The 22626-nt window shown below is 74.4% G+C and carries 19 protein-coding genes and 2 pseudogenes; 13 read left to right on the plus strand and 8 right to left on the minus strand.

The features are described from left to right. Positions 1-747: pseudogene (locus UXQ13_RS22480) on the plus strand (DNA polymerase III subunit gamma/tau); the annotation flags it as partial. Positions 748-826: 79 nt separating this feature from the next. Here UXQ13_RS22480 and UXQ13_RS22485 read toward each other — a convergent pair. Continuing rightward, positions 827-2323: an MFS transporter gene (locus tag UXQ13_RS22485; RefSeq protein ID WP_225234266.1), complete on the minus strand. Its 1497-nt coding sequence runs from the start codon at positions 2321-2323 to the stop codon at positions 827-829. A 95-nt stretch (positions 2324-2418) separates the two neighbouring features. Between UXQ13_RS22485 and UXQ13_RS22490 the strand changes: the two genes are divergently transcribed. Then, positions 2419-3081, plus strand: coding sequence for a TetR/AcrR family transcriptional regulator (locus UXQ13_RS22490; protein WP_225234267.1), 663 nt, complete (start codon positions 2419-2421; stop codon positions 3079-3081). Between the two features lie 4 nt (positions 3082-3085). Here UXQ13_RS22490 and UXQ13_RS22495 read toward each other — a convergent pair. Continuing rightward, positions 3086-3964: pseudogene (locus UXQ13_RS22495) on the minus strand (N-acetylmuramoyl-L-alanine amidase). Between the two features lie 12 nt (positions 3965-3976). Here UXQ13_RS22495 and UXQ13_RS22500 point away from each other — a divergent pair. Continuing rightward, entirely contained in the window at positions 3977-4309 is a 333-nt protein-coding gene (locus tag UXQ13_RS22500; RefSeq protein WP_225234268.1) for a YbaB/EbfC family nucleoid-associated protein, read from the plus strand. A gap of 25 nt (positions 4310-4334) precedes the next feature. Continuing rightward, a complete protein-coding gene (gene recR / locus UXQ13_RS22505; RefSeq protein WP_225234269.1) occupies positions 4335-4928 on the plus strand; it encodes a recombination mediator RecR in 594 nt (197 codons plus the stop codon). A 3-nt stretch (positions 4929-4931) separates the two neighbouring features. Here recR and UXQ13_RS22510 read toward each other — a convergent pair whose 3' ends face one another. Next, positions 4932-5849 (minus strand): aldo/keto reductase, encoded by a 918-nt coding sequence (locus tag UXQ13_RS22510; RefSeq protein ID WP_225234270.1) that lies wholly within the window; start codon positions 5847-5849, stop codon positions 4932-4934. Between the two features lie 186 nt (positions 5850-6035). Between UXQ13_RS22510 and UXQ13_RS22515 the strand changes: the two genes are divergently transcribed. The 9 genes from UXQ13_RS22515 (at position 6036) to UXQ13_RS22555 (ending at position 17079) form a co-directional block, all read left to right on the plus strand. Continuing rightward, positions 6036-7667 carry an ABC transporter substrate-binding protein gene (locus UXQ13_RS22515; RefSeq protein ID WP_225234271.1) on the plus strand — a complete coding sequence of 544 codons (1632 nt, stop codon included), beginning with the start codon at positions 6036-6038 and terminating at the stop codon, positions 7665-7667. Between the two features lie 99 nt (positions 7668-7766). Further along, a complete protein-coding gene (locus tag UXQ13_RS22520; protein ID WP_225234272.1) occupies positions 7767-8861 on the plus strand; it encodes an ABC transporter permease in 1095 nt (364 codons plus the stop codon). Beyond that, positions 8861-9880: an ABC transporter permease gene (locus UXQ13_RS22525; RefSeq protein WP_225234273.1), complete on the plus strand. Its 1020-nt coding sequence runs from the start codon at positions 8861-8863 to the stop codon at positions 9878-9880. The genes UXQ13_RS22520 and UXQ13_RS22525 overlap by 1 nt, the downstream gene beginning before the upstream one ends. Then, a complete protein-coding gene (locus tag UXQ13_RS22530) occupies positions 9877-11562 on the plus strand; it encodes a dipeptide ABC transporter ATP-binding protein (protein WP_225234274.1) in 1686 nt (561 codons plus the stop codon). The genes UXQ13_RS22525 and UXQ13_RS22530 overlap by 4 nt, the downstream gene beginning before the upstream one ends. A 58-nt stretch (positions 11563-11620) precedes the next feature. Continuing rightward, positions 11621-11812: a ribbon-helix-helix protein, CopG family gene (locus tag UXQ13_RS22535; protein WP_225236066.1), complete on the plus strand. Its 192-nt coding sequence runs from the start codon at positions 11621-11623 to the stop codon at positions 11810-11812. Beyond that, on the plus strand, positions 11809-12195 hold the full coding sequence (locus UXQ13_RS22540; RefSeq protein WP_225234275.1) for a type II toxin-antitoxin system death-on-curing family toxin: 387 nt from the start codon (positions 11809-11811) through the stop codon (positions 12193-12195). Before UXQ13_RS22535 ends, UXQ13_RS22540 begins: the two co-directional genes overlap by 4 nt. Positions 12196-12251: 56 nt before the next feature. Beyond that, a complete protein-coding gene (locus UXQ13_RS22545; RefSeq protein WP_225234276.1) occupies positions 12252-13013 on the plus strand; it encodes a VOC family protein in 762 nt (253 codons plus the stop codon). Positions 13014-13060: 47 nt separating this feature from the next. Then, positions 13061-15016: a TPM domain-containing protein gene (locus UXQ13_RS22550; RefSeq protein ID WP_336393026.1), complete on the plus strand. Its 1956-nt coding sequence runs from the start codon at positions 13061-13063 to the stop codon at positions 15014-15016. A gap of 47 nt (positions 15017-15063) precedes the next feature. Then, positions 15064-17079, plus strand: a complete 2016-nt coding sequence (locus UXQ13_RS22555; protein WP_336393027.1) for a TPM domain-containing protein — start codon at positions 15064-15066, stop codon at positions 17077-17079. A 70-nt stretch (positions 17080-17149) separates the two neighbouring features. On the opposite strand, the gene UXQ13_RS22560 is transcribed toward UXQ13_RS22555, so the two are convergent. The 5 genes from UXQ13_RS22560 to UXQ13_RS22580 form a co-directional block, all read right to left on the minus strand. After that, positions 17150-18121 (minus strand): pirin family protein, encoded by a 972-nt coding sequence (locus tag UXQ13_RS22560; RefSeq protein WP_336393028.1) that lies wholly within the window; start codon positions 18119-18121, stop codon positions 17150-17152. After that, complete coding sequence (locus UXQ13_RS22565; RefSeq protein ID WP_225234278.1) at positions 18118-19095, minus strand: pirin family protein; 978 nt, start codon at positions 19093-19095, stop codon at positions 18118-18120. Before UXQ13_RS22565 ends, UXQ13_RS22560 begins: the two co-directional genes overlap by 4 nt. Before the next feature lie 115 nt (positions 19096-19210). Beyond that, positions 19211-20602 carry a GH1 family beta-glucosidase gene (locus tag UXQ13_RS22570; RefSeq protein WP_225234279.1) on the minus strand — a complete coding sequence of 464 codons (1392 nt, stop codon included), beginning with the start codon at positions 20600-20602 and terminating at the stop codon, positions 19211-19213. A 30-nt stretch (positions 20603-20632) separates the two neighbouring features. Next, positions 20633-21535: a carbohydrate ABC transporter permease gene (locus UXQ13_RS22575; protein WP_225234280.1), complete on the minus strand. Its 903-nt coding sequence runs from the start codon at positions 21533-21535 to the stop codon at positions 20633-20635. Further along, the gene (locus UXQ13_RS22580; RefSeq protein ID WP_225234281.1) at positions 21532-22545 is read right to left on the minus strand and encodes a carbohydrate ABC transporter permease; all 1014 of its coding nucleotides are present in this window, start codon (positions 22543-22545) and stop codon (positions 21532-21534) included. Before UXQ13_RS22580 ends, UXQ13_RS22575 begins: the two co-directional genes overlap by 4 nt. Between the last annotated feature and the right edge of the window lie 81 nt (positions 22546-22626).

The raw sequence follows: 22626 nt of genomic DNA on the forward strand, positions 1-22626 counted from the left end.
CCGGCCGCCGACCCGCCGGCCCGCCCGCGGGTCGCCGCCGCCACCGACGAGCCCGACATCCCGCTCCCGCCCGAGCCGACCGACGACGAGGACTGGCCGCAGCCCAGCCGCCCGGCCGCGGCGGCCACCTCGGCGCCCACGCCGGCACCGGCGTCCACCCCGGCGCCGGCGGCACGGCCCGAGCCGCGCGCTGCCGCCGAGTCCTCGCCCACCCCGCGCGGGGGCGAGCCGATGCCGCTGGTGTCGGCCAACCCGCCCGAGGAGGAGGCGGCAGCCGGCGACGGCGAGCTGACCACCGCCGACGTCCGCCGGATCTGGCCCGAGCTGATGAAGGTGGTGCGCGGCCGCAAGCGCACCACCGAGGGGCTGATGAAGAGCGCCCAGGTGCACGGGCTGGCCAACGGCACCCTGACCATGTCGTTCACCTCGCCGGCGCTGGCCAAGATGATGGGCGACGAGCTGAACCGGGAGATCGTCCGGGCCTCGCTGGAGGAGCTGCTCGGTGTCCGCTGGAAGGTCGCGACGATCGTGGACGCCCCGGGTCAGCCGGCCGCCGGTGCGCCGCCGGTCGCCCCCGAGGTGGCCCGCGCCGCCGCCCGGGCCGCCGAGAGCGCCGAGGCCGACGAGCTGATGGCCGAGCGGGCCGCCGACACCGGGTCGACCGAGGGCGCCCCGCCGCCGGTGGACCCCGAGCAGACCGCGCTCCAGCTGCTCCGCACCCAGCTGGGCGCCCACCCCATCACCTGACGGCTCCCGCCGCGACGAGACCGGGCCCACCGATGCCTCCCTGGACGGGAGGCAGCGATGGGCCCGGGGTGATCAGTTGCTAGTGCGCCATGACCGGGGCGGCGTCGGGGTCGCGCTCCACCGCACCGTGCGGCAGGAGGAGGCCGCAGACCACCGCGCCGACCGCGAAGATGCCGGCCGACCAGGCGAACACCGTGGTGTAGCTGGACACCGAGGCCTGCAGCAGCGCAGCCGGGTCGGACGGGTCGACGCCGACCAGCGCGTCGGTGGCGGCGGCCGCGGCCAGCGCCGAGAGCACCGCGGTGGCGATGGAGCCACCGATCTGCTGGAAGGTGTTCACCGCGGCCGAGGCCACGCCGGCGTCGTCGGACCGCACCCCCTGGGTGGAGGCGGCGAACGCCGGGGCGATCACCAGGCCGATGCCGAGGCCGACCACGACGAGGCCGGGGAAGACGCCGGTCCAGTAGTCGCTGTCCACGTCCAGGGTGGTGAGGATCAGCATGCCCAGGGCGCCGACGACGAAGCCGACGGCGACCGGGACCCGCACGCCGACCCGGTCGACCAGTGCCGGCGCGGTCTGCGCGGCGATGGTCAGCGCGACGATCATCGGCAGGAAGGCGACGCCGGTGGGCAGCGGCTCGTAGCCCAGCACCTGGGTGAGGAAGTAGGTCAGGAACAGGAAGACGCCGAACATCCCGGCGCCGACCAGCCCGACGGCGACGTAGGCACCGCCGCGGGTCCGGTCGGTGAGCACGCGCATCGGCAGCAGGGGGTGCGCCACCCGGGTCTCGACGACGACGAACGCGGCCAGCAGCACGACGCCGGCGACGATGAAGCCCAGGGTGGACGTCGCCGTCCAGCCGTCGGTCTCCGCGCTGGCCAGCCCGTAGACCAGCGAGACGAGGCCGGCGACCGAGAGCAGCGCGCCGGGGACGTCGAGGCCGGGTGCGCCGGCGGCGCGGGTGCCGCGGCGGGGCAGGAACACCAGCGCGCCGACGACGGCGACCACGGCGATCGGCACGTTCACGTAGAGGCACCAGCGCCAGGACAGGTACTCGGTCAGCGCGCCGCCGAGGATCAGCCCGATGGCGCCGCCGGCCCCGGAGATGGCGCCGAAGATCGCGAACGCGCGGCCGCGCTCCTTGCCGTCGGTGAACGTGACGGTCAGCAGGGACAGGGCGGCGGGGGCCAGCATGGCGCCGAAGACGCCCTGGGCGCCGCGGGCGGCGACCAGCACGCCGAAGCCGTCGGCGGCGCCGCCGACGGCCGAGGCGAGCGCGAAGCCGACCAGGCCGACGAGGAAGACGGGCTTGCGGCCGACCAGGTCGGCCAACCGGCCGCCGACCAGCAGCAGCGAGCCGAAGGCCAGCGCGTAGGCGGTGACGATCCACTGCCGGCTGTCGTTGCCGAAGCCGAGGTCGGCCTGGGCGGTGGGCAGCGCGATGTTCACGATCGTGGCGTCCAGCACCACCATCAGCTGGGCGATCGCGACGACGCCGAGCACCAGCCAGCGGCGCCGGTCGGTGCGGTCCGGTGCCGGACCCGGGCGGGCCGGGGTCTCGGTCGTGCTGGTCATGCGTCCTCCGAAGGAAGTGGAACGGTCTTTCCGGTTCTCCGGAGACGCTAGCAACAGAAACGGAGAGGTTGTTCCGCTTCGGCTACGATGGCGTCATGTCCTCCGTCACGTCCGCCGGCACCGCCGTCCGGCCGCTGCGCAAGGACGCCGAGCGGAACCGGGCGCTGATCCTGGGCGCCGCCCGCGAGGTCTACGCCGCGCAGGGCCTGGACGCCGGCTTCGACGAGATCGCCCGGGCGGCCGGGGTCGGCGTCGGCACGGTCTACCGGCGCTTCCCCGAGCGCGGCGACCTGGTCGAGGCCCTGTTCGAGCAGGAGATCGACGCCGTGGTGGCCCGGGTCGAGCAGGCCGCCGCCGACCCGGACCCCTGGCGCGGGCTGGGCGACTTCCTGCGCTGGGGCGCCGAGGCGCAGGCGGCCGACCGCGGGCTGGCCCAGGTGCTGGCCGCCGCCGGCCGCGGGCACGAACGCGTCGCCGCCGGCCGGGACCGGCTGCGCCCCGCGGTCGAGGCGCTGGTCCGGCACGCCCAGCAGGCCGGGGTGCTCCGCGACGACGTCACCGAGGTGGACCTCGGGATCGCGCTGGCGATGATCAGCCAGCTCGGCGACGCCGGCAGCTCGGACCTGCGCGACCGGTACGTGACCCTGGTGCTCGACGGCCTGGCGGTGCGCCGGGACGGGCCCACCCCGCTGCCGCCCGCCCAGCCGTCGGAGGACGACCTGGCCTGCGTCGTCGCCCCCGCCCGCCGGCACCGCTGAGCGCTCAGCGGCCCAGGAAGGTGAGCACCCCCGCGGCGAGCTGCTGGGCGAGGGCCTGCCGGCCGGCCTCGCCGCTCATCAGGGCGGCGTCGGCGGCGTTGCGCATGTTTCCGCACTCCACGTAGACCGCCGGCACCGTGTTCAGGTTCAGCCCGGCCAGGTCGCCGCGGACGTCCAGCCCGTCGGTGCCCAGGTAGTCGCTCACCGGTTCCACGGCGGTGAGCGCGTCGCGCAGCAGAAGGACCCCCTCGCTCCCCACCACTCGCAAGCTCGCAGCGGGCCCCTACGAGGGGGCCGGGACGTGGAAGCCCCGCGACCCCGCGGCCGCGCCGTCCCCGTGGATGCCGACGAACGCCGCCGCCCCGACCTGCGCCCCCAGCTGCCCGCGGACGTCGACGCACGGACCCACCCCGGTGTCGTCGTCCCGGGTGAGCACGATCTGGACGCCGGCCGCCACCAGGAGATCGCGCACCCGCAGCGCGGTGTCCCAGGTGAAGGCGTGCTCGGCGTACCCGGCGTCGGTCGAGGTCCCGGTGGTGTTGCACGGCTTGGTCCCGCCGGTGCCGTCGGGCACCGGGGCGCCGATCACCCCCGGGGCGGCCGCGTTGCCCCCGTTGTGCCCCGGGTCGAGGACGACGACGGGCGCGGGGGCGGCCGGGGTGGTGGGGGCAGGGGCCTCGGTGGTGGTCGGCGCCGGCGTGGTCGGGGGCGTCGTCGGGGGGACGGCGCTGCTCGTCGTCCGGGCGGTCGTGGTGGTCGACGGCGCGGCCGCGGGGGAGGGATCACCGCCGCACCCGGCAAGGAGCAGGGCCGTCGTCACCAGGAGGACCGCTGCTCGCCGCACACCGCGCAGCGTCGCACGGGCCTGTCGGACCCACGGCATACCCTCGGGTGCATGCGACCCGGTGGACAGCCCGACATGCAGCAGCTCATGAAGCAGGCCCAGAAGATGCAGCAGCAGCTCGCGGCCGCGCAGGAGCAGCTGGCCCAGGCCGAGGTCACCGGCACCGCCGGCGGCGGCATGGTGACCGCGACGATGACCGGCAGCGGCGAGCTCACCGCGATCGCCATCTCGCCCCAGGCGGTCGACCCCGACGACGTCGAGACGCTGCAGGACCTCGTGGTGGCCGCGGTGCGCGACGCCAACCGGGCGGCCGGCGAGCTGACCCAGTCGACCATGGGCCCGCTGGCCGGGGGCATGGGCGGGATGGGCCTGCCCGGCTTCTGACCGGTCCGGGACCAGGAGACCACCCGTGTACGAAGGCGCCGTCCAGGACCTGATCGACGAGCTCGGCCGGCTGCCCGGCGTCGGGCCCAAGAGCGCGCAGCGCATCGCGTTCCACCTGCTGGCCGCCGACGCCGCCGACGTCGTGCGGCTGGTGGCCTCGCTGCAGCGCGTGCAGGCCGAGGTCCGGTTCTGCGTGACCTGCTTCAACGTGGCCGAGGGCGAGCAGTGCCGCATCTGCCGCGACCCCCGGCGCACCCTCGACGTGATCTGCGTGGTCGAGGAGCCCAAGGACGTCGTGGCCATCGAGCGCACCCGCGAGTTCAAGGGCCGCTACCACGTCCTCGGCGGGGCGATCAGCCCGATCGAGGGCATCGGCCCCGACGACCTCAAGGTCAAGGAGCTGATGACCCGGCTGCTCGACGGCTCGGTCACCGAGCTGATCATCGCCACCGACCCCAACCTCGAGGGCGAGGCGACCGCGGCCTACCTGGCCCGGCTGGTCTCCCCGATGGGCCTGGCGGTCTCCCGGCTGGCCAGCGGGCTGCCGGTGGGCGGTGACCTCGAGTATGCCGACGAGGTCACCCTGGGCCGCGCCTTCGAGGGCCGCCGCCGGATCTGAGCCTCAGGCCCAGGGCAGCGAGCTGCGGGTGGACCAGTAGGTCTCGGGGGCCTCGGCGAGGTCGGGCAGGTCGACGACCAGTCCACGGGCGGCGGCGTTCGAGCGCAGCTGGTCCGGCGTGACCGCCCCCGACAGCACGACGCCGGCCCACGGCTGGGCCAGCGCCGCGGCCAGCGCCACGGCATCGGGACCCACCCCGGCCGTGGCCGCGGCGGCCCGGACGGGGGAGTCCGCCGGCAGACCGCGGTCGGTGAGCCGGCCGTTGGCCACGCCCTCCTTGACCAGCACCCGGAACCCGGCATCCGACGCCTCGGCCAGCGCCGGGCCGACCGAGGTCTCCAGCAGGTTCCAGGTGCTCTGGACGGCGGAGAACAGCGGCCGGCCGTCGACCTCCAGGGCGACCCCGCGGCGCACGGCGTCGGCCTGCCGCGGCCCGGAGGTGGAGAACCCGAGCGGGGTGCCCGAGTCGCGCACCTCGGCCATCGCGTGCAGCAGGGCGTCGTCGTCCCACAGCGGGCTGTCGGGGGTGAGCGAGTGCACCTGGTGCAGCGCGATGCGGTCGCCGAGCAGGGCGCGGGACTCCGCCCACTGCCGGGTGAAGGTGGCCAGGTCGTGCGTCTTGACCTCGTCGGCGTCCACGGTCGGGTCGTCGGCGGTGTAGGTGTAGCCCCACTTGGTGGACACCGTGCCGGCGCCCGGCGCCGTCGGGATCCAGCCGGCCAGGAACTGCTCGGCGCGGCCGTAGGAGCGGGCGGTGTCGAACCAGGTCAGCCCGAGGTCGGCCGCGGTGTCCAGCAGCTCGTGCGCGCGGGCCTCCAGTGCGGACCACGACCGGTCGGCCGGGAGGTCGACGTCCCGGCCGAGGGTGATGTAGGCGGGGCGGCCGATCGCGGCCAGTCCGAGTCCCAGCTGCGCGTCCACGGGCGCCCATCCTGCCCGGCGCCCGGTGAGGTCTCGAATCGGTGACGATCGCCCGCCCGGGTCACACGACCGTCATGGCGGAGACCTAGGGTCTCGACAGCCGGTCCACGGGACGTCGTCCCGTCGCGGCGACGCCAGCAACGAGCTCGTCCGGCGAACACCCGCCGAGAAAGCAGGTCCTCCAGCATGCAGCGCCGATCCACCCGACGGGTGCTCGCGGCCTCCGCCGCCACCCTGACCGCCCTGTCCGTGGCCGCCTGCGGCAGCAGCGACGACAACGGGGGCGGCGGCTCCGGCGACGGCGACTCGCTGCTCATCGGCACCAGCGACAAGGTCACCACGATCGACCCGGCCGGTTCGTACGACAACGGCTCGTTCGCCGTGATGAACCAGGTCTACCCGTTCCTGATGAACACCCCGCTGGGCAGCCCGGACGTCGAGCCCGACATCGCCGAGTCCGCCGAGTTCACCTCGCCCACCGAGTACACGGTGGTGCTGAAGGACGGCCTGACCTTCGCCAACGGCAACGAGCTCACCGCCTCGGACGTCGTCTTCACGTTCGAGCGCATGGTCGCCATCAACGACCCGAACGGCCCCGCGTCCCTGCTCTACAACATGGACAGCGTCGAGGCGACCGACGACACCACCGTCGTGTTCACCCTCAAGACCGCCGACGACCAGATCTTCCCGCAGATCCTGTCCAGCCCGGCCGGCCCGATCGTGGACGAGGACGTCTTCTCCGCCGACGCGCTGACCTCCGACGACGACATCGTCGCGGGCAACGCCTTCGCCGGCCCGTACGTCATCACCGACTACGAGCTCAACACCCTGGTCTCCTACACCGCCAACCCCGACTACCAGGGGCTGCTCGGCGCACCGAAGACCGAGAACGTCGACGTGACCTACTACGCCGACGCCTCCAACCTCAAGCTCGACATCGAGCAGGGCAACATCGACGTGGCCTTCCGCAGCCTGTCGGCCACCGACATCGACGACCTGCGCGGCAACGACGACGTCGAGGTCGTGGACGGCCCCGGCGGCGAGATCCGCTACATCGTCTTCAACTTCGACACCCAGCCCTTCGGCGCGACGACCGCCGAGGCCGACCCGGCCAAGGCCCTCGCCGTCCGGCAGGCCGTGGCCGACCTGATCGACCGCCAGGAGATCGCCGACCAGGTCTACCGCGGGACCTACACCCCGCTGTACTCCTACGTCCCCGACGGCCTGACCGGCGCGGCGACCCCGCTGCAGGACATGTACGGCGACGGCGAGGGCGGCCCCGACGCCGACGCCGCAGCCCAGGCGCTGCAGGCCGCCGGCGTGCAGACCCCGGTCCAGCTGTCGCTGCAGTACTCCAACGACCACTACGGCCCGTCCTCCGGTGACGAGTACGCGCTGATCAAGGACCAGCTGGAGGCGACCGGCCTGTTCGAGGTCGACCTGCAGACCACGGAGTGGACGCAGTACTCCGAGGACCGCACCGCCGACGTCTACCCGGCCTACCAGCTCGGCTGGTTCCCGGACTACTCCGACGCCGACAACTACCTGACGCCGTTCTTCCTCCAGGAGAACTTCCTCGGGAACCACTACGACAACCAGCAGGTCAACGACCTGATCCTGCAGCAGGCCAGCACCCCGGACGCCGACGAGCGGACGGAGCTGATCGAGCAGATCCAGGACCTGGTCGCCCAGGACCTGTCCACGGTGCCCTACCTGCAGGGTGCCCAGGTCGCCGTCGTCCGGACCGGGGTCGAGGGTGTGTCGGACACCCTCGACGCCTCCTTCAAGTTCCGGTACGGCGCACTGTCCGCCGGCTGACCCGCACACCCGCACCCGCGGCCCCGGGTCGCCCCCTCGTGGGGCGGCCCGGGGCCGCACGCGTGATCCCAGGAGCGAGCGCCCCATGAGCACCACCCGATGACCACCGCGACGCAGGACCCGGCACCGCCGGCCGTCCCCGCCGACGCCCCCGCCGCCCGCCGGCGCCGCGGCGGCGGGCTGGGCAGCTACCTGCTGGTGCGGGCCCTGCTGATCATCCCGACCGTGTTCATCCTGGTGACCGCGGTCTTCTTCCTCATGCGCACCACCGGTGACCCGATCACCGCCTCGCTGGGCGGGCGGCTGCCCGCCGACCAGCTGGCCGAGCGGATCCGGGAGGCCGGCTACGACCGGCCGCTGCTGGTGCAGTACCTGGACTACCTCGGCGGCCTGCTGCGCGGGGACTTCGGGACGACGAGCACCGACCGGCGCCCGGTGACCGAGGTGCTCACCACCTACGGCGCGGCCACCCTCGAGCTGGCGGTCTACGGCCTGCTGGTCGCCTTCGTGATCGGCATCCCGCTGGGCATGGTCGCCGCCAAGGTGCGCGACCGGTACCCCGACGCGATCCTCCGGGTCTTCGCGATCCTCTGCTACGCCACCCCGGTCTTCTTCGCCGGGCTGCTGCTCAAGCTGGTCTTCTCGGTGTGGCTGGACTGGCTGCCGGTCGCCGGCCGGATCTCCACCCGCGGGCAGATCCAGCTCAACCGCAACGGCGCCGGCACGGGCATCTTCCTGATCGACGCGATCAGCACCGGCGACGGCGACCTGGTCGTCGAGGTGCTGCGCTACGCCGTCCTGCCCTCGATCGCGCTGGGTCTGCTGACCGCCGGGGTCTTCCTCCGGCTGGTGCGCACCAACATGATCGGCACCCTGGGCGCGGGCTACGTCGAGGCCGCCCGCTCCCGCGGGGTCAGCGAGTCGCGGCTGGTGCGCAAGCACGCCTACCGCCCGGCACTCATCCCGATCATCACCGTCATCGGCCTGCAGGTCGCCCTCGTGCTGTCCGGGGCGGTGCTCACCGAGACCACGTTCGAGTGGCGCGGGCTGGGCTTCCAGCTGGGCCAGTACCTGCAGGCCCGCGACTTCGTGGCCGTGCAGGGCATCGTGGCGCTGCTGGCGGTCATCGTGGCGCTGACGAACTTCGTCGTCGACGTCGTCGCCGCGCTCATCGACCCCCGGGTGAGGTACTGATGGCCACCGCGGCACCGACCCCCGTGCGCCGGCGGACCTGGCGCTCGCTGCCCGTCGTCCACCAGCTGCGGCAGAGCGTGGGCCTGCAGCGCGGCATGCTCGTCGCCGGCCTGACCATCACCGGCGTCTTCGTGCTCACCGCGGTCTTCGCCCCGCTGCTGGCGCCCTACGGCTACGGCCAGCTGCGCGACGCCGACGGCACCTTCGGCGCCCAGCAGTCACCGTCGGCCGAGCACTGGCTGGGCACGACGGTCGGCGGCTACGACGTGCTCTCCCGGGTCCTCTACGGCACCCGGACGGCGCTGTTCGTCATCGTCGTGGCGATCCTGCTGTCGATCGTGGCCGGCGTGCTGCTCGGGCTGGTCTCGGGCTACCTGGGCGGCTGGCTGGACCGGGTGCTGGTGGTCGTCGCCGACGCCGTCTACGCCTTCCCCTCGCTGCTGCTGGCGATCGTGGCCGCCATCGTGATCAGCGGTGGCCAGTCCAGCCTGGTCGGCGGTGTGCTGGCCGCGGCCATCTCGATCACCGTGGTCTTCATCCCGCAGTACTTCCGGGTGGTCCGTGCGGAGACGGTGCGGATCAAGAGCGAGGCGTTCGTGGAGTCCGCCCGCGTGGTGGGCACCAGCACCTGGCGGATCATGACCCGGCACGTGCTCCGCAACGCCACCCGCTCGTTGCCGCTGATCGTCACGCTGAACGCCTCCGAGGCGATCCTGACCCTGGCCGGGCTGGGCTTCCTGGGCTTCGGCATCCAGCCGACCGCGGCCGCCGAGTGGGGCTTCGACCTCAACCGGTCCATCTCCGACGTCACCAGCGGCATCTGGTGGACCTCGATCTTCCCGGGTTCGGCGATCGTGCTCACCGTGCTGGGGCTGACCCTGGTCGGGGAGAGCCTCAACGACCTGGCCGACCCTCGGCTCCGCGCCCGGCGCCGGGCCGCGGACGCCCCCCCGCCGGCCGACGTCGCCGTCACCCCCGGCGGCGGGCTGGCCGCCGGCACCGAAGGAGTACTCCCGTGACCGACCCGGTCGTCGACATCCAGGACCTGCGGGTCACCTTCGCCACCGACGGCGGGGACGTCGCGGCGGTCAAGGGCGTCTCGCTGCAGCTGCACCGCGGCGAGGTGCTGGCCATCGTGGGGGAGTCCGGCAGCGGCAAGACCGTCACCGCCCGCACGGTGCTGGGGCTGCTGCCGGAGACGGCGCTGACCCGCGGTGCGGTGGTGCTGCGCAGCCGCGACGGCAGCTCGACCGCTGACGTCGTCACCCTCAGCGGCCGTGAGATGCGCGAGGTGCGCGGCCGGGACGCCGCGATGGTGTTCCAGGAGCCCGGCAGCGTGCTCAACCCGGTCCGGCCGGTGGGCTGGCAGATCGCCGAGGGCCTGCGGGCGCACGGCGACGTGTCGAAGAAGGAGGCACGGGCGACCGCGATCGACGTGCTGCGCCGGGTCGGCATCCCCGACCCCGAGCAGCGGGTCGACCACTACCCGCACCAGTTCTCCGGCGGCCAGAAGCAGCGCATCGTCATCGCCCAGGCGCTGGCGCTGGAGGCCGGGGTGATCGTCGCCGACGAGCCGACCACGGCCCTCGACGTCACCGTGCAGGCCGAGATCCTGGACCTGCTGCGCCGGTGCCGCGACGAGTTCGGCGCCTCGATCGTGCTGATCACCCACAACATGGGCGTGGTCGCCGACCTGGCCGACCGGGTGGCGGTCATGTACCAGGGCGAGCTGGTGGAGACCGCCGACGTCGCCACGCTGTTCGCCGCTCCGCAGGAGGAGTACACGAAGAAGCTGCTGGGCTCGGTGCCGCGGTTGGGCCAGGGCACCGTCCGGGCGCAGGAGCGGGCCGCCCGCCGTCCCGAGGGCTGGGCCGACGCCGCCCCGGCCGTCGTCGCCCGCGACCTGCAGATCGTCTACCGCGGCCGCTTCCGCCAGCCGGACTTCACCGCGGTCGACGGGGTCAGCTTCACCATCGCGCCCGGTGAGGTGCTGGGCCTGGTGGGGGAGAGCGGCAGCGGCAAGTCCACGATCGGCCGGGCCATCGCCGGCCTGACGCCGGTCGCCGGCGGCTCGCTGCAGGTGCTGGGCACCGAGGTGGCCGGGATGAAGGAGAAGGCCCTCCGGCCGGTGCGCCGGCGGATCGGGTTCGTCTTCCAGGACCCGGCGACCAGCTTCAACCCGCTGCTGACCATCGCCGACGCCGTGGCCGAGCCGTTGGTCGTGCACGGGGAGGCCGGTGACCCGCGGGCGGCGCGCGGCCGGGTGGACGAGCTGCTGGAGGCCGTGCAGCTGCCCCGCGCGTTCGGCGACCGGTTCCCGCACGAGCTGTCCGGCGGGCAGCGGCAGCGGGCCTCGCTGGCCCGGGCGCTCGCCCTGCAGCCGGAGCTGCTGATCGCCGACGAGCCCACCTCGGCGCTGGACGTCTCGGTGCAGGCGCGGGTGCTGGACCTCTTCGACGAGCTGCAGCGCGAGTTCGGGTTCGCGGCGCTGTTCATCAGCCACGACCTGGCCGTCGTCGACCTGCTCGCCGACCGGATCGCGGTGCTGCACCGGGGCCGGCTGGTCGAGGAGGGCACCGGGGAGCAGGTGCTGGGCAACCCGCAGGACCCCTACACCCGGCGGCTGCTCGCCTCGCTGCCCGTGCCCGACCCCGCCGAGCAGGCGCAGCGCCGCGCCGCGTGGACCGCCCTCCGGGGGTGACGGCAGGGTGCAGGTGGCCGGCAGGGTGGTACCGCGGCGGTACCATCCTGCCGTGGCGATGAACCTGCGGCTGACCGACGACGAGACCGAGGCCCTCCGGCAGCGGGCGGAGCGGGAGGGCACCTCGATGCAGGAGGTCGCCCGAGCAGCCATCCGGGAGTACGTCAGCGACCGGCCTGCCCGGTTGAGCGCGGCCATCGCCCGCGTGCGCACCGAGGACGCCGAGCTGCTCGACCGCCTGGCCCGGTGACCCCGGGCGGGGAGGTCGTCGACCACCTCACCGTCGAGGACCTGCTGGAGGTGGCCGCGGGCATCGTGGACGGGGTGCAGGTCCGGGACCTCGGGCTGCTGGCCTCGGCCGCGGCGCGCCCCAGGACCACGGTGTTCGGGGCCGACGCCTATCCGACCTTCGCCGACAAGGTCGCCGCGCTGATGCACTCGCTGGCGCGCAACCACCCGCTCGTGGACGGCAACGAGCGGTTGGCCTGGGCTGCGGGCCGGGTGATGTGCCTGCTCAACGGTGTCGACCTGCTGCTGGAGGTCGACGACGCCGAGGCGTTGGTGGTCGCGGTCGCGGCCGGGGAGATCGACGTCCCGGACATCGCGCGGGTCGTGGCCGCCGGACTGCGCTAGATCCTGTCGGACCTCGGTGGGAGGGTGCCCGCACCCGCCCGACGAGGAGGACGACGATGCCCACCCGGAACACCCCCTGGCCCGCCGGCACCCCGTGCTGGATCGACCTGGCCGCCACCGACCTGCCCGCCGCCCGCACCTTCTACGCCGAGGTGTTCGGCTGGACCGTGCCCGAGGGGCCGCCCGAGGCGGGCGGCTACTCCAGCGCCTCGCTCGACGGGCACCGGGTCGCCGGGCTGGGCGCCGCGCAGGAGGGCCAGACGCCGGCCTGGTTGACCTACGTCGCCACCGACGACGTCGCCGCCTCGGTGGCCACCGCGCAGGCCGCCGGCGGGACGCTGCAGGTGGGCCCGGAGCAGGTCGGCCCGCTCGGCTCGATGGCCGTGGTCGCCGACCCGACCGGCGCGGTGTTCGGGCTGTGGCAGGCGGGCCAGCACCCGGGCGTCGAGCTGTTCAACCAGCACGGCGGCCTGGTCTGGAACGAGGCCGTGGTGGACGACCGCACGGCGGCCCGCGAGTTCTACACCGCCCTGTTCGGCTGGGCCTGGGACCCGGTGGAGGGCGAGGACACCTACCAGACCTTCCGGCTCGGCGACCGCTGGCTGGGCGGCCTGGGGTCCGGTGCCGACTCGCCCGTGCAGGGGTGGGGGGTGTGCTTCGCCGTCGACGACACCGACGCCGTGGTGGCCGCCGTGACCGCGCGCGGTGGCACCGTCCTGCGGGCCGCGCAGGACTCGCCGTACGGCCGGTACGCGGTGGTCGCCGACCCCCAGGGTGCGGCCTTCTCGCTCATGCAGACGTCGGGCGACGCCGCCTGAGCGTCGGGTGGCACGTGCGCGGCCGGGCATGCAGCAGGATGGCGCCCATGCCGCGACCGAGTGCCGTGCTGCCCCGTCTCCTCGCCGTCGCGGCGCTGGCGGTGGGACCCCTGCTGCTGGCCGGGCCCGCCGCCGCGCAGGAACCGCTGCGGCTGGACGACCAGATCACCGACGACGCCGGTGCCCTGTCCGACGACGAGCGCACCCAGGTGCAGACGGCGCTGGACGAGCTGCGCGACGACCAGGGCGTGCAGCTGTTCGTGGTCTTCGAGACCACCTTCGACGGCACCTCCGGGCCGGACTGGGCGGCGCAGACCGCCCAGCTGTCCGGGTTCGGCGACGGCGACGTGCTGCTCGCCGTGGCCACCGAGAGCCGTGACTACGGCACCTCGATCCCGTACGCGGTCATCGGCTCCGACGACGACCAGATCGCGCTGGAGACCGACCAGGTCGAGCCGCGCCTGTCCGAGGAGGACTGGGCCGGTGCCGCGATCGCCATGGCCGACGGGCTCAGCCCGAGCTACACCGGCCGCTACGTGCTGGGCGGGGTGGTGGCCGCCGCGGCCCTCGGTGGCGGCGGGTACGCCGTGGTGCGCCGGCGCCGACGGGCCGCCGAGGAGGCCGAGGCGATCCGCAAGGCCGGGCCCTACCCCGACCAGAGCACCGAGCAGCTGACCGCGAAGGCGAGCGAGGGCCTGCTGGCCGTCGACGAGGCCGTCCGCACCTCCCAGCTCGACCTGGACTTCGCGCGCCTGCAGTACGGCGAGGCCGGGGTCACCGGGTTCGCCGGCACGGTGGCCGCCGCCCGCGCCCAGCTCGCCGAGGCGTTCGCCCTCCGGCAGCAGCTCGACGACGAGGTGCCCGAGGACGAGCCCACCCGGCGCCGGATGCTCGCCCGGGTGCTGGAGCTGCTGCAGGCCGCCGACGACCAGCTCGACGCGCAGGCCGTGGAGTTCGCCGCCCTGCGCGACCTGGAGGCCAACGCGCCGCAGGTGCTGGCCGGGCTGGCGCCGCGGATCACCGGGCTGACCGGCCGGCTGCCCGCCGAGGAGGAGCGGCTGGCCCAGCTCGGCCGCCGCTGGGCGGTGTCCGCACTGGCGCCGGTGGCCGACGTCCCGGTCCGGGTGCGCGAGCAGCTCGCCGCCGCCGAGCAGGCGGTCGCCGCGGCGCAGACCGAGCTGCAGGCTGGGCGCACCGGCGCGGCGGTGCCCTCGCTGCGCACGGCCGAGGACGCGGTGGCATCGGCCCAGGCCAGCCTGGATTCCCTGGCCGCGCGGGCGCAGGAGCTCGACACCGCGGCGGGTGCGGTGCCCGCGGCGCGGGCCGAGGTCGAGGCCGGGCTGGTCGCCGCCGGCCGGGTGGACCCCGCCGACGCCGCCGGGACGGCCGAGCCGGTCACCCAGGCGCGCGATGCCCTGGGCGTCGCCGACCAGCTGATGGCCGGCCCGGCGCCCGACCCGATCGCCGCGCTGGCCCGGCTGGACGCCGCCGACGACGGGCTGGACGCCGCCCTCGCCGCCGCGCAGACCGCCCAGGTCGAGCGCCGGGCCGTCGCGGCCCGGGCCGAGCGGGCGCTGCTGTCCGCGCGCAGCTCGGTGAGCTCGGCCGGTGCGGCGGTGGCCAGCGGCCGGGACTGGGCCGGGACGACGCCGCGCACCCGGCTCAGCGAGGCCGAGCGCCTGCTCGCCGCCGCCGAGGCCGCGTTCAGCACCGACCCGGCCGGGTCGTCGCAGTCGGCGGCGCGGGCCAGCTCGCTGGCCGAGGAGGCCGTGTCGCTGGTGGACCGTGCCCGCCGCGACCGCGAGTCGCAGTCCTCCTACTCCGGTGGCGGTGGCTTCTTCGGCGGGTCCGGCGGGGGCTGGTCGGGCGGGTCCTCCTACCGGGGCTCCTCCAGCCGGTCCTCGAGCCGCTCGTCGTCGAGCCGGTCGTCGTCCTCCGGACGGCGCTCGGGAGGCGGCGGTCGGTCCAGCGGCGGTCGGCGCAGCGGCGGCGGCCGCTTCTAGGAGGCCGGTCCAGCCGGTTCCCCAGCCGGACCTGGGACCATCGGGTCATGCGTCTCGCGTCCCGTCTGCTCGCCGGTTCCGCCCTCGGCCTGACCCTCGCCTTCACCGGGGCCGGGATGGCCTCCGCCGAGGAGCCGTTCGCGCCGACCGACCAGCTGACCGACAGCGCGGACGTGCTCTCCGGCAGCGAGGAGGGCACGGTCACCGACGCGCTGGACCAGCTGCAGAGTGAGGACGGGATCACGGCGTACGTCGTCTACGTCGACAGCTTCGACGACCTGAGGCCGGGTGAGTGGACCGAGCAGGCCTTCACCGACGGCGGGCTGGGCGGCAACGACGTGCTGCTGGCGGTCGCCGTGGACACCTCGCGCGTCGGGTACGGTGCCGGCTCCGCGGTCGACGCGGACGTCGCCTCCATCGTGACGAACGACGTCGAGCCGCTGCTGTCGGACCAGCAGTGGGCCACCGCGGCGACCACCTTCGCCCAGGAGCTGCAGCCCAGCGACACCGGGACCTACGCACTGGGCGGTCTGCTCGGGGTCGCCGTCCTCGGCGCCGGTGGGTACGCGGTGGTCCGCAACCGCCGGAAGAAGAAGGCCGTCGCGGCCTCGCAGGCCCGGGCCGCGGAGATCGCCGCCGCCGAGGAGGCCGCGCGCGACCCGCACCACGGCACCGCCACCCAGGACCTGCACTACCGGGCCAGCGCCGAGCTGCTGTCCCTCGACGAGGCGATCAAGACCAGCCAGCTCGACGTCGACTACGCCCGCGCCCAGTACGGCCCCGGGTCGGTCACCGAGTCCGCGGCGGCGCTGCAGGAGTCCCGGACCGAGCTGGGTCAGGCGTTCCAGATCCGGCAGGAGCTCGACGACGACATCCCCGAGGACGAGCCCACCCAGCGCCGCATGCTCGCCGAGCTGCTGGCGCTCACCGGCTCGGCGCGGGCCCGGCTGGACCAGCAGGCCGCGGCGCACCGCGAGCTGCGGCACCTGGAGGAGGACGCCCCCGGCGCCCTGGACCGGCTCGACCCCCAGATCGCGCGCGTGCAGGGCCGGATCGCCCCGACCGCGCAGGTCCTCGCCGACCTGCAGGCGCGGTACGCCCCGTCGACCTGGCGCGCCGTCGCCGACAACACCGGCGAGGCCGAGCAGCGCGTCCAGGTGGCCGGGCAGGCCCTGCAGCACGGCCGCGAGGAGCTGGCCGCCGGGCGCCCGGCGGGTGCGGTGCCCGCGGTGCGGGCCGCCGAGGACGCCCTCGCCCAGGCCGACCGGTTGCTGGCCGCCGTCGACAAGCTGCAGGCCGAGCTGGCGTCCGCGCCCGAGCGCTTCACCGCCGTCCGGGAGGAGACCGAGCGGGACATCGCCGAGGCCAAGGTGCTGCTGGACCGCGGGGTGGACACCCCCGGGCTGCGTGAGCAGCTCGCCCGGGCCGAGTCGGCCCTGGCCACCGCGGGTCGCCCGCCGGCCGACGGCGACCTGCCCGACCCGCTGGCGGTCACCCGGGCGCTGGACGACGCCGACCAGGCGCTCGAGTCCGCGCTGGAGCCCGCCCGGGACGCCCGGCAGCAGCAGGAGCGCGCCCTCGCCCACCTGGGTCAGGCGCTCAACGCCGCCGCCAGCGCGGTGGACGCGACCGCCGACTACGTCGCCACCCGCCGCGGCGCGGTCCGGGCCGCGGCGCGGACGCGGCTGGCCGAGGCCGACCGGCACCTGGACGAGGCGAACCGGCTGGCCGCGGCCAAGGACCCGGTCTCCGCGCTGCGCGAGGCCCAGCGCGCCCAGCAGCTGGGGCAGGAGGCCATGACCCTGGCCCAGCAGGACGTCCGCGCCTACAGCGACCACGACCAGGGCGGCTACGGCGGCGGCGGGTACGGCCGCGGCTACGGCCGGCGGGGCGGCGGCATGGGCGACGCCGTCGTCGGCGGGATCGCCGGTGCCGCGCTGGGCAACATCCTGTTCGGCGGCCTGGGTGGCGGGTTCGGCGGCGGCTTCGGTGGTGGGGACGGCGGCGGCGGGGACTTCGGCGGTGGCGACTTCGGTGGCGACTTCGGTGGCGGCGGCTTCTAGAAGGACCCGACTGCCCCCCGCGACACGCTCCGCGCGCCGCGGGCCCCTGCAGCCGGGCCGGCTACGGGGGTCAGCGCTCGCGGCCGCGGGGCTTCAGGGGGACCGGGGGCATCGGCGGGGCCGCGGTGCGCTCGCCGTCCTCGAAGCCCTCGACCAGGCCGAAGCGGGACGCGCCCTCCTCCCACTGCTCGCGGAAGCCGGCCACCTCGTCGCCGGCGCGGCCGACGAAGTTCCACCACATGACGATCTGCTCCTCGAACGGCTCGCCGCCCAGCAGCAGCACCCGCGAGGGCGCGTCGGCCGACAGTCGCAGGGTCCGGCGTCCGGTGCCCAGGTAGAGCATCGAGCCGTGGTCGACCGGGGCGCCCTCCACCACCGAGGACCCGGACGACGCCAGCACCGCGTGCTCGAAGCCGGGCTCCAGCGGGATCTCGACGTCGGCGCCCGCCGCCAGCGCGAGGTCGACGCCGACCAGCGGGGTGTAGGCCGTCCCGGGTGAGGTCGCCCCGCCCAGGGAGCCCATGAGCACGGTGGCGGTCACGCCGTCGGAGGTGAACCCCGGCAGGGACGCGTGGTGCTCGAAGGCCGGCGCCACGTCGCGGGAGCCGTCGGGCAGCGCGACCCACAGCTGGGCGCCCTGGAGCATCCGGGGGTGCGTGGCCGGGGACTGCTCGGAGTGGCTGATCCCGTGCCCGGCCGTCATCAGCGCGAGCTCGCCGACGCCGAACTCGACGTCGCTGCCGAGGGAGTCCCGGTGGTGCACCGAGCCCTCGATCAGCCAGGAGACCGTCTGCAGCCCGGTGTGCGGGTGCGGGATGACCTGCATGCCGTCGGTGCCGGCGATGTCGTCGGGACCGTAGTGGTCCACGAACGCCCAGGCGCCGACCATCCGCCGGCCCAGGGTCGGCAGCAGGCGGCGGACCTGCATCCGCTCGCCCAGGGTGACGCTCTTGCCCGGCAGGAGGTCCAGCGCCGGGCGGGGTGCGACGGGCCCCGCCCCACCCAGCACGTGCGGGGTGGGGCGGGGCTCCAGGTCGCTCATGCCGAGAAGCCTCGCACCTCGGCGTGCGCCGCGGGGACGGATCCCAGCCGTCCGGCCTGGTGGTCGGTGAAGGCGTCCATGACCTCCTGGCGGGTGTTCATCACGAACGGCCCGTACATCGCGATCGGCTCCCGGATCGGGCGTCCGCCCAGGATGACGACGTCCAGCGCCGGCGTCCGGCTGTCCTGGTGGTCGGCGCCCTTGACCGTCACGGTGTCGCCGGGGCCGAAGACCGCCAGCTGGCCGCCGGTCACGGGCTGGTCGTCGATGCCGACCTTCCCGTTGCCGCTGAGCACGTAGACCAGCGCGTTGAACGAGGGGTCCCACGGCAGGTCGAGCGTCGCGCCGGGGGCGATCGTCGCGTGCACCATCGCCATCGGGGTGTACGTCGTGCCCGGGCCGGCGTGGCCGCCGACGTCGCCGGCGATCACCCGGAGGAAGGCACCGGCGTCCGGGCTGGCCAGCAGCACCGACTGGTCGGCGCGCAGGTCCTGGTAGCGCGGCTCGACCCACTTCTGCGCCTTGGGCAGGTTCACCCAGAGCTGCAGGCCGTGGAACAGCCCACCGCTGACCACCAGCGACTCCGGCGGCCGCTCGATGTGCAGGACGCCGCCGCCCGCGGTCATCCACTGCGTGTCGCCGTTGGTGATCGACCCGCCGCCGCCGTGGCTGTCGGCGTGCTCGAAGGTGCCGTCGATGATGTAGGTGACGGTCTCGAAGCCGCGGTGCGGGTGCCAGGAGGTGCCCTTGGGCTCACCCGGGGCGTACTCGACCTCGCCCATCTGGTCCATGTGGATGAACGGGTCGAGGTCGCGCAGGTCGACGCCGGCGAACGCCCGGCGGACCGGGAAGCCCTCGCCCTCGAACCCGCGCGGCGCGGTGGTCACCGAGCGGACCCGGCGGCGCACGGTCCTCGGGGCGGGCACGGGGACCCGCGCCAGCGTGGTGGTGTCCTCGACGGTGATGGCGGGCATCCCGACTTCCTGAGTTGAGTGTTCAACTACTTGCGAGGACGGTAACCCACCGGTGCTGGGATGTCTTCCCCGGCCCCGCCCCCGCGCCGAGGCATGCGGGGGCGGGGGGAGTCGGTCAGCCCTCGCGGTGGCGGCGCAGGACCTCGGCGTAGGCGAGGGCGCTGTCCTTCGGCGTCCGGACCTGGGTCTCGTAGTCCACGTGCACGATGCCGAAGCGCTGGTCGTAGCCGCGGGCCCACTCGTAGTTGTCCAGCAGCGACCAGGCGAAGTAGCCCCGGACGTCGGCCCCGAGCGCGACCGCGTCGGTCACCGCGGTCAGGTGCTCGTGCAGGTAGGCCACCCGCTCGGGGTCGTGGACGGCGCCGTCGGGGGAGACCGCGTCCGGCCAGGCGGACCCGTTCTCGGTGACCACAAGCGGCAGCCCGGGGGCGACCGACCCGATCCAGGTCAGCAGGGAGGTGAACGCCGGGGCGTCGATGCCCCAGCCCATGGTCGTCGTCGGGCCGACCGGCTCCAGGTCCTCGACCTGCTCGGCGCCGATGAAGGAGGACTGCTTCCCGGTGGGTGCACCGGTGTCCCGGACGACGGAGCTGAAGTAGTAGTTGACGCCCAGCCAGTCCAGCGGGGCGGCGATGACCTCGAGGTCGCCGTCCTCGACCGGCAGCGGTGCACCGGCCGCGGCCAGGTCCTCGACGACGTCGGCCGGGTAGGCGCCGGTCACCGCGGGCAGCAGGAACATCCGGTTCTGCTGGCCGTCGCAGCGGCGGGCGGCGTCGACGTCGGCGGGGGAGTCGGTGGCCGGGGTCATCGGGGTGAAGTTCAGCGTCAGGCCCAGCGAGGTGGCCCCGCGGTCCCGCAGCACCCGGGTGCCCAGCCCGTGCGCCAGCAGCAGGTGGTGGGTGGCCCGCGACGCGGCGACGGCGTCCTGCTGGCCCGGCGCGTGCTGGCCGGACATGTGCCCGAGCAGCGCGCTGCACATCGGCTCGTTCAGCGTCGACCAGTGCGTCACCCGGTCACCCAGCGCGCCGTGCAGCACGTCGGCGTACTCGGCGAACCGGTGCGCGGTGTCCCGGTCTGTCCACCCGCCGCGGTCCTGCAGCGCCTGCGGCAGGTCCCAGTGGTACATCGTCAGCCAGGGGTCGACGCCGGCGCCGAGCAGCTCGTCGACCAGCCGGCGGTAGAAGTCCAGCCCGCGCTGCTCCACCCGCCCGGTGCCCTCGGGCAGCACCCGGGACCAGGAGACGGAGAACCGGTAGGCCGACAGTCCCAGGTCGGCCATCAGCGCGACGTCCTCGCGGTACCGGGCGTGGTGCTCGACGGCGACGTCCCCGGTGTGGCCCAGGTGGGTCTTGCCGGGGGTGTGGCTGAAGGTGTCCCAGATGGAGGGGCCTCGGCCGTCGACGTCCACGGCCCCCTCGATCTGGTAGGCGGCGGTGGCCGCGCCGAACACGAAGTCGGCGGGGAAGACCAGGTCAGCGGTCTGCGGGCGGGTGTCGGTGCTCGTCACGGGATGCCTTTCGGGGGAGTGGAGGGGAGGTCAGCCCTTGACGGCGCCGGACATGATGCCGCCGACGATCTGCTTGCCGAGGACGGCGAACACGGCCAGGACGGGCAGCGTGCCGAGCAGGGTGCCGGCCATGATCACGGCGCGCTGGGGCACGTAGCCCGAGCCCAGGTTGGCGATGGCCACCTGCACGGTCGGGTTGGCCGCGGTGAGCGCGATGATCGGCCAGAAGAACTCGTTCCAGGCGGTCAGGAACGTGAGCATGCCCAGCACCGCCATCGCCGGCCGGGCCACCGGCAGCACGATGGAGAAGAAGATCCGGTGCGTGGAGGCGCCGTCGACCCGACCGGCCTCCAGCAGCTCGTCGGGCAGCGCCGTCGACAGGTACTGGCGCATGAAGAACACGCCGAACGCGCTGACCAGCGTGGGCAGGATGACCGCCTGCAGCTGGTCGACCCACTGCAGGTCGGCGATCATCATGAACAGCGGGATCACCGAGAGCTGGGTCGGCACCATCATCGTGCCGACCACCAGGGACAGCAGGACGCCGTTGCCCTTGAAGCGCAGCTTGGCGAAGGCGAACCCGGCCAGCGTGCAGAACAGCACGGTGCCCACGGTGATCGCGCTGGAGACCAGCACCGAGTTCAGGATCGCCAGGCCCATCGGCGCCTGCTCCGACGCCCGCGCGACGTTCTCGAACAGGGTCGCGTTGGGCAGGAACGGCGGGGGCTTGGCGGCGATCTCGGCGTTGGTGTGCGAGCCGGCGACGGTCGCCCAGTACAGCGGGAAGACCGAGACCAGGGCCGTCAGCACCACCAGGGTGTAGGTGATCGGCCCGGCCTTCCCGGCCCGGGAGCGGGGCTTCCGCCGGCGCAGCGGCGAGCGCCGGCCGACCTCGGGGGAGCTGTCGGAGGGGCGGTCGAGCACGGCGGTCATCGCAGGTCTCCCCGGCGGCGGGAACGGATCCGGCCGGCGACGGCGGCGAGGCCGATGACCAGCAGGATGATGAGGAACATCGCCCAGGCCGTGGTGGCGGCCTGCCCGACGTTGAAGTTGCTCCAGCCCTGCTGGTACATCAGCAGGCCGAGCGTCTGGTACTGGTTCCGGGAGCCGCCGGTGGTGCTGCCGTTGCCGGCGAACAGCAGGGGCTCGCCGAACAGCTGGATGGCCCCGATGGTCGAGACGACGACGGTGAACAGGATCGTCGGGCGCAGCGACGGGATCGTGACGTGCAGGAACTGCCGCCACCGGCTGGCGCCGTCCATCTCGGCGGCCTCGTAGAGCTCGCCGGGGATCGACTGCATGGCGGCCAGGTAGATCAGCGCGTTGTAGCCGGTCCAGCGCCAGGTCACGATCACCGCGATCGCGATCTGGGAGCTCCAGGTGCCGGCCTCCCAGTCAACCCGGTCCAGCCCGACGGCCTCCAGCGCGGTGTTGATGATCCCGTAGTCCCGGCCGAACAGGGTGGCGAAGACCAGGGTCGCCGCCGCGATGCTGGTGGCGTAGGGCATCAGCATCAGGGTGCGGAAGAACGTCCGGCCGCGGAGCTTGTAGTGCAGCAGGTGGGCCAGCCCCAGGGCCAGGCACAGCTGGGGGACCGTCGCGAGGATCCCGATCGTGATCGTGTTGCGCAGCGCGTTCCAGAAGAAGTCGTTCCCCAGCAGGGCCGCGTAGTTGTCCAGCCCCACGAACGTGCCGCCGTCGATGTCGCTCAACCGGGCGTCGTGCAGGGAGATCCAGGCGGTGAAGAGGAAGGGGAAGAGGCTGAACGCGCCGAACACCACGAAGAACGGGGCGACGTAGCCGTAGCCCCAGCGGTTGCGGGACAGCGAGGGACCGCGGCGGGGGGCGCGCGGCGGGCGGACGTCGGCGACGTCCTGGGCAGTGGCGTCGGCCAGACCGGTGGTCCCGGCCAGGGTCCGCGGGCTGTCGTCGGCGAGGGTCACGGGGGCTCCAGGCGGTGGCGGCGGGTAGGGGAGCGCGGGGGCCCGGGGGGGGGGCCCCCCCGCCCCCCCCGGGAAAACCCC

Source organism: Klenkia terrae (genome assembly GCF_037083865.1).
In the GTDB taxonomy this organism is placed as follows: Bacteria; Actinomycetota; Actinomycetes; order Mycobacteriales; family Geodermatophilaceae; genus Klenkia; species Klenkia terrae.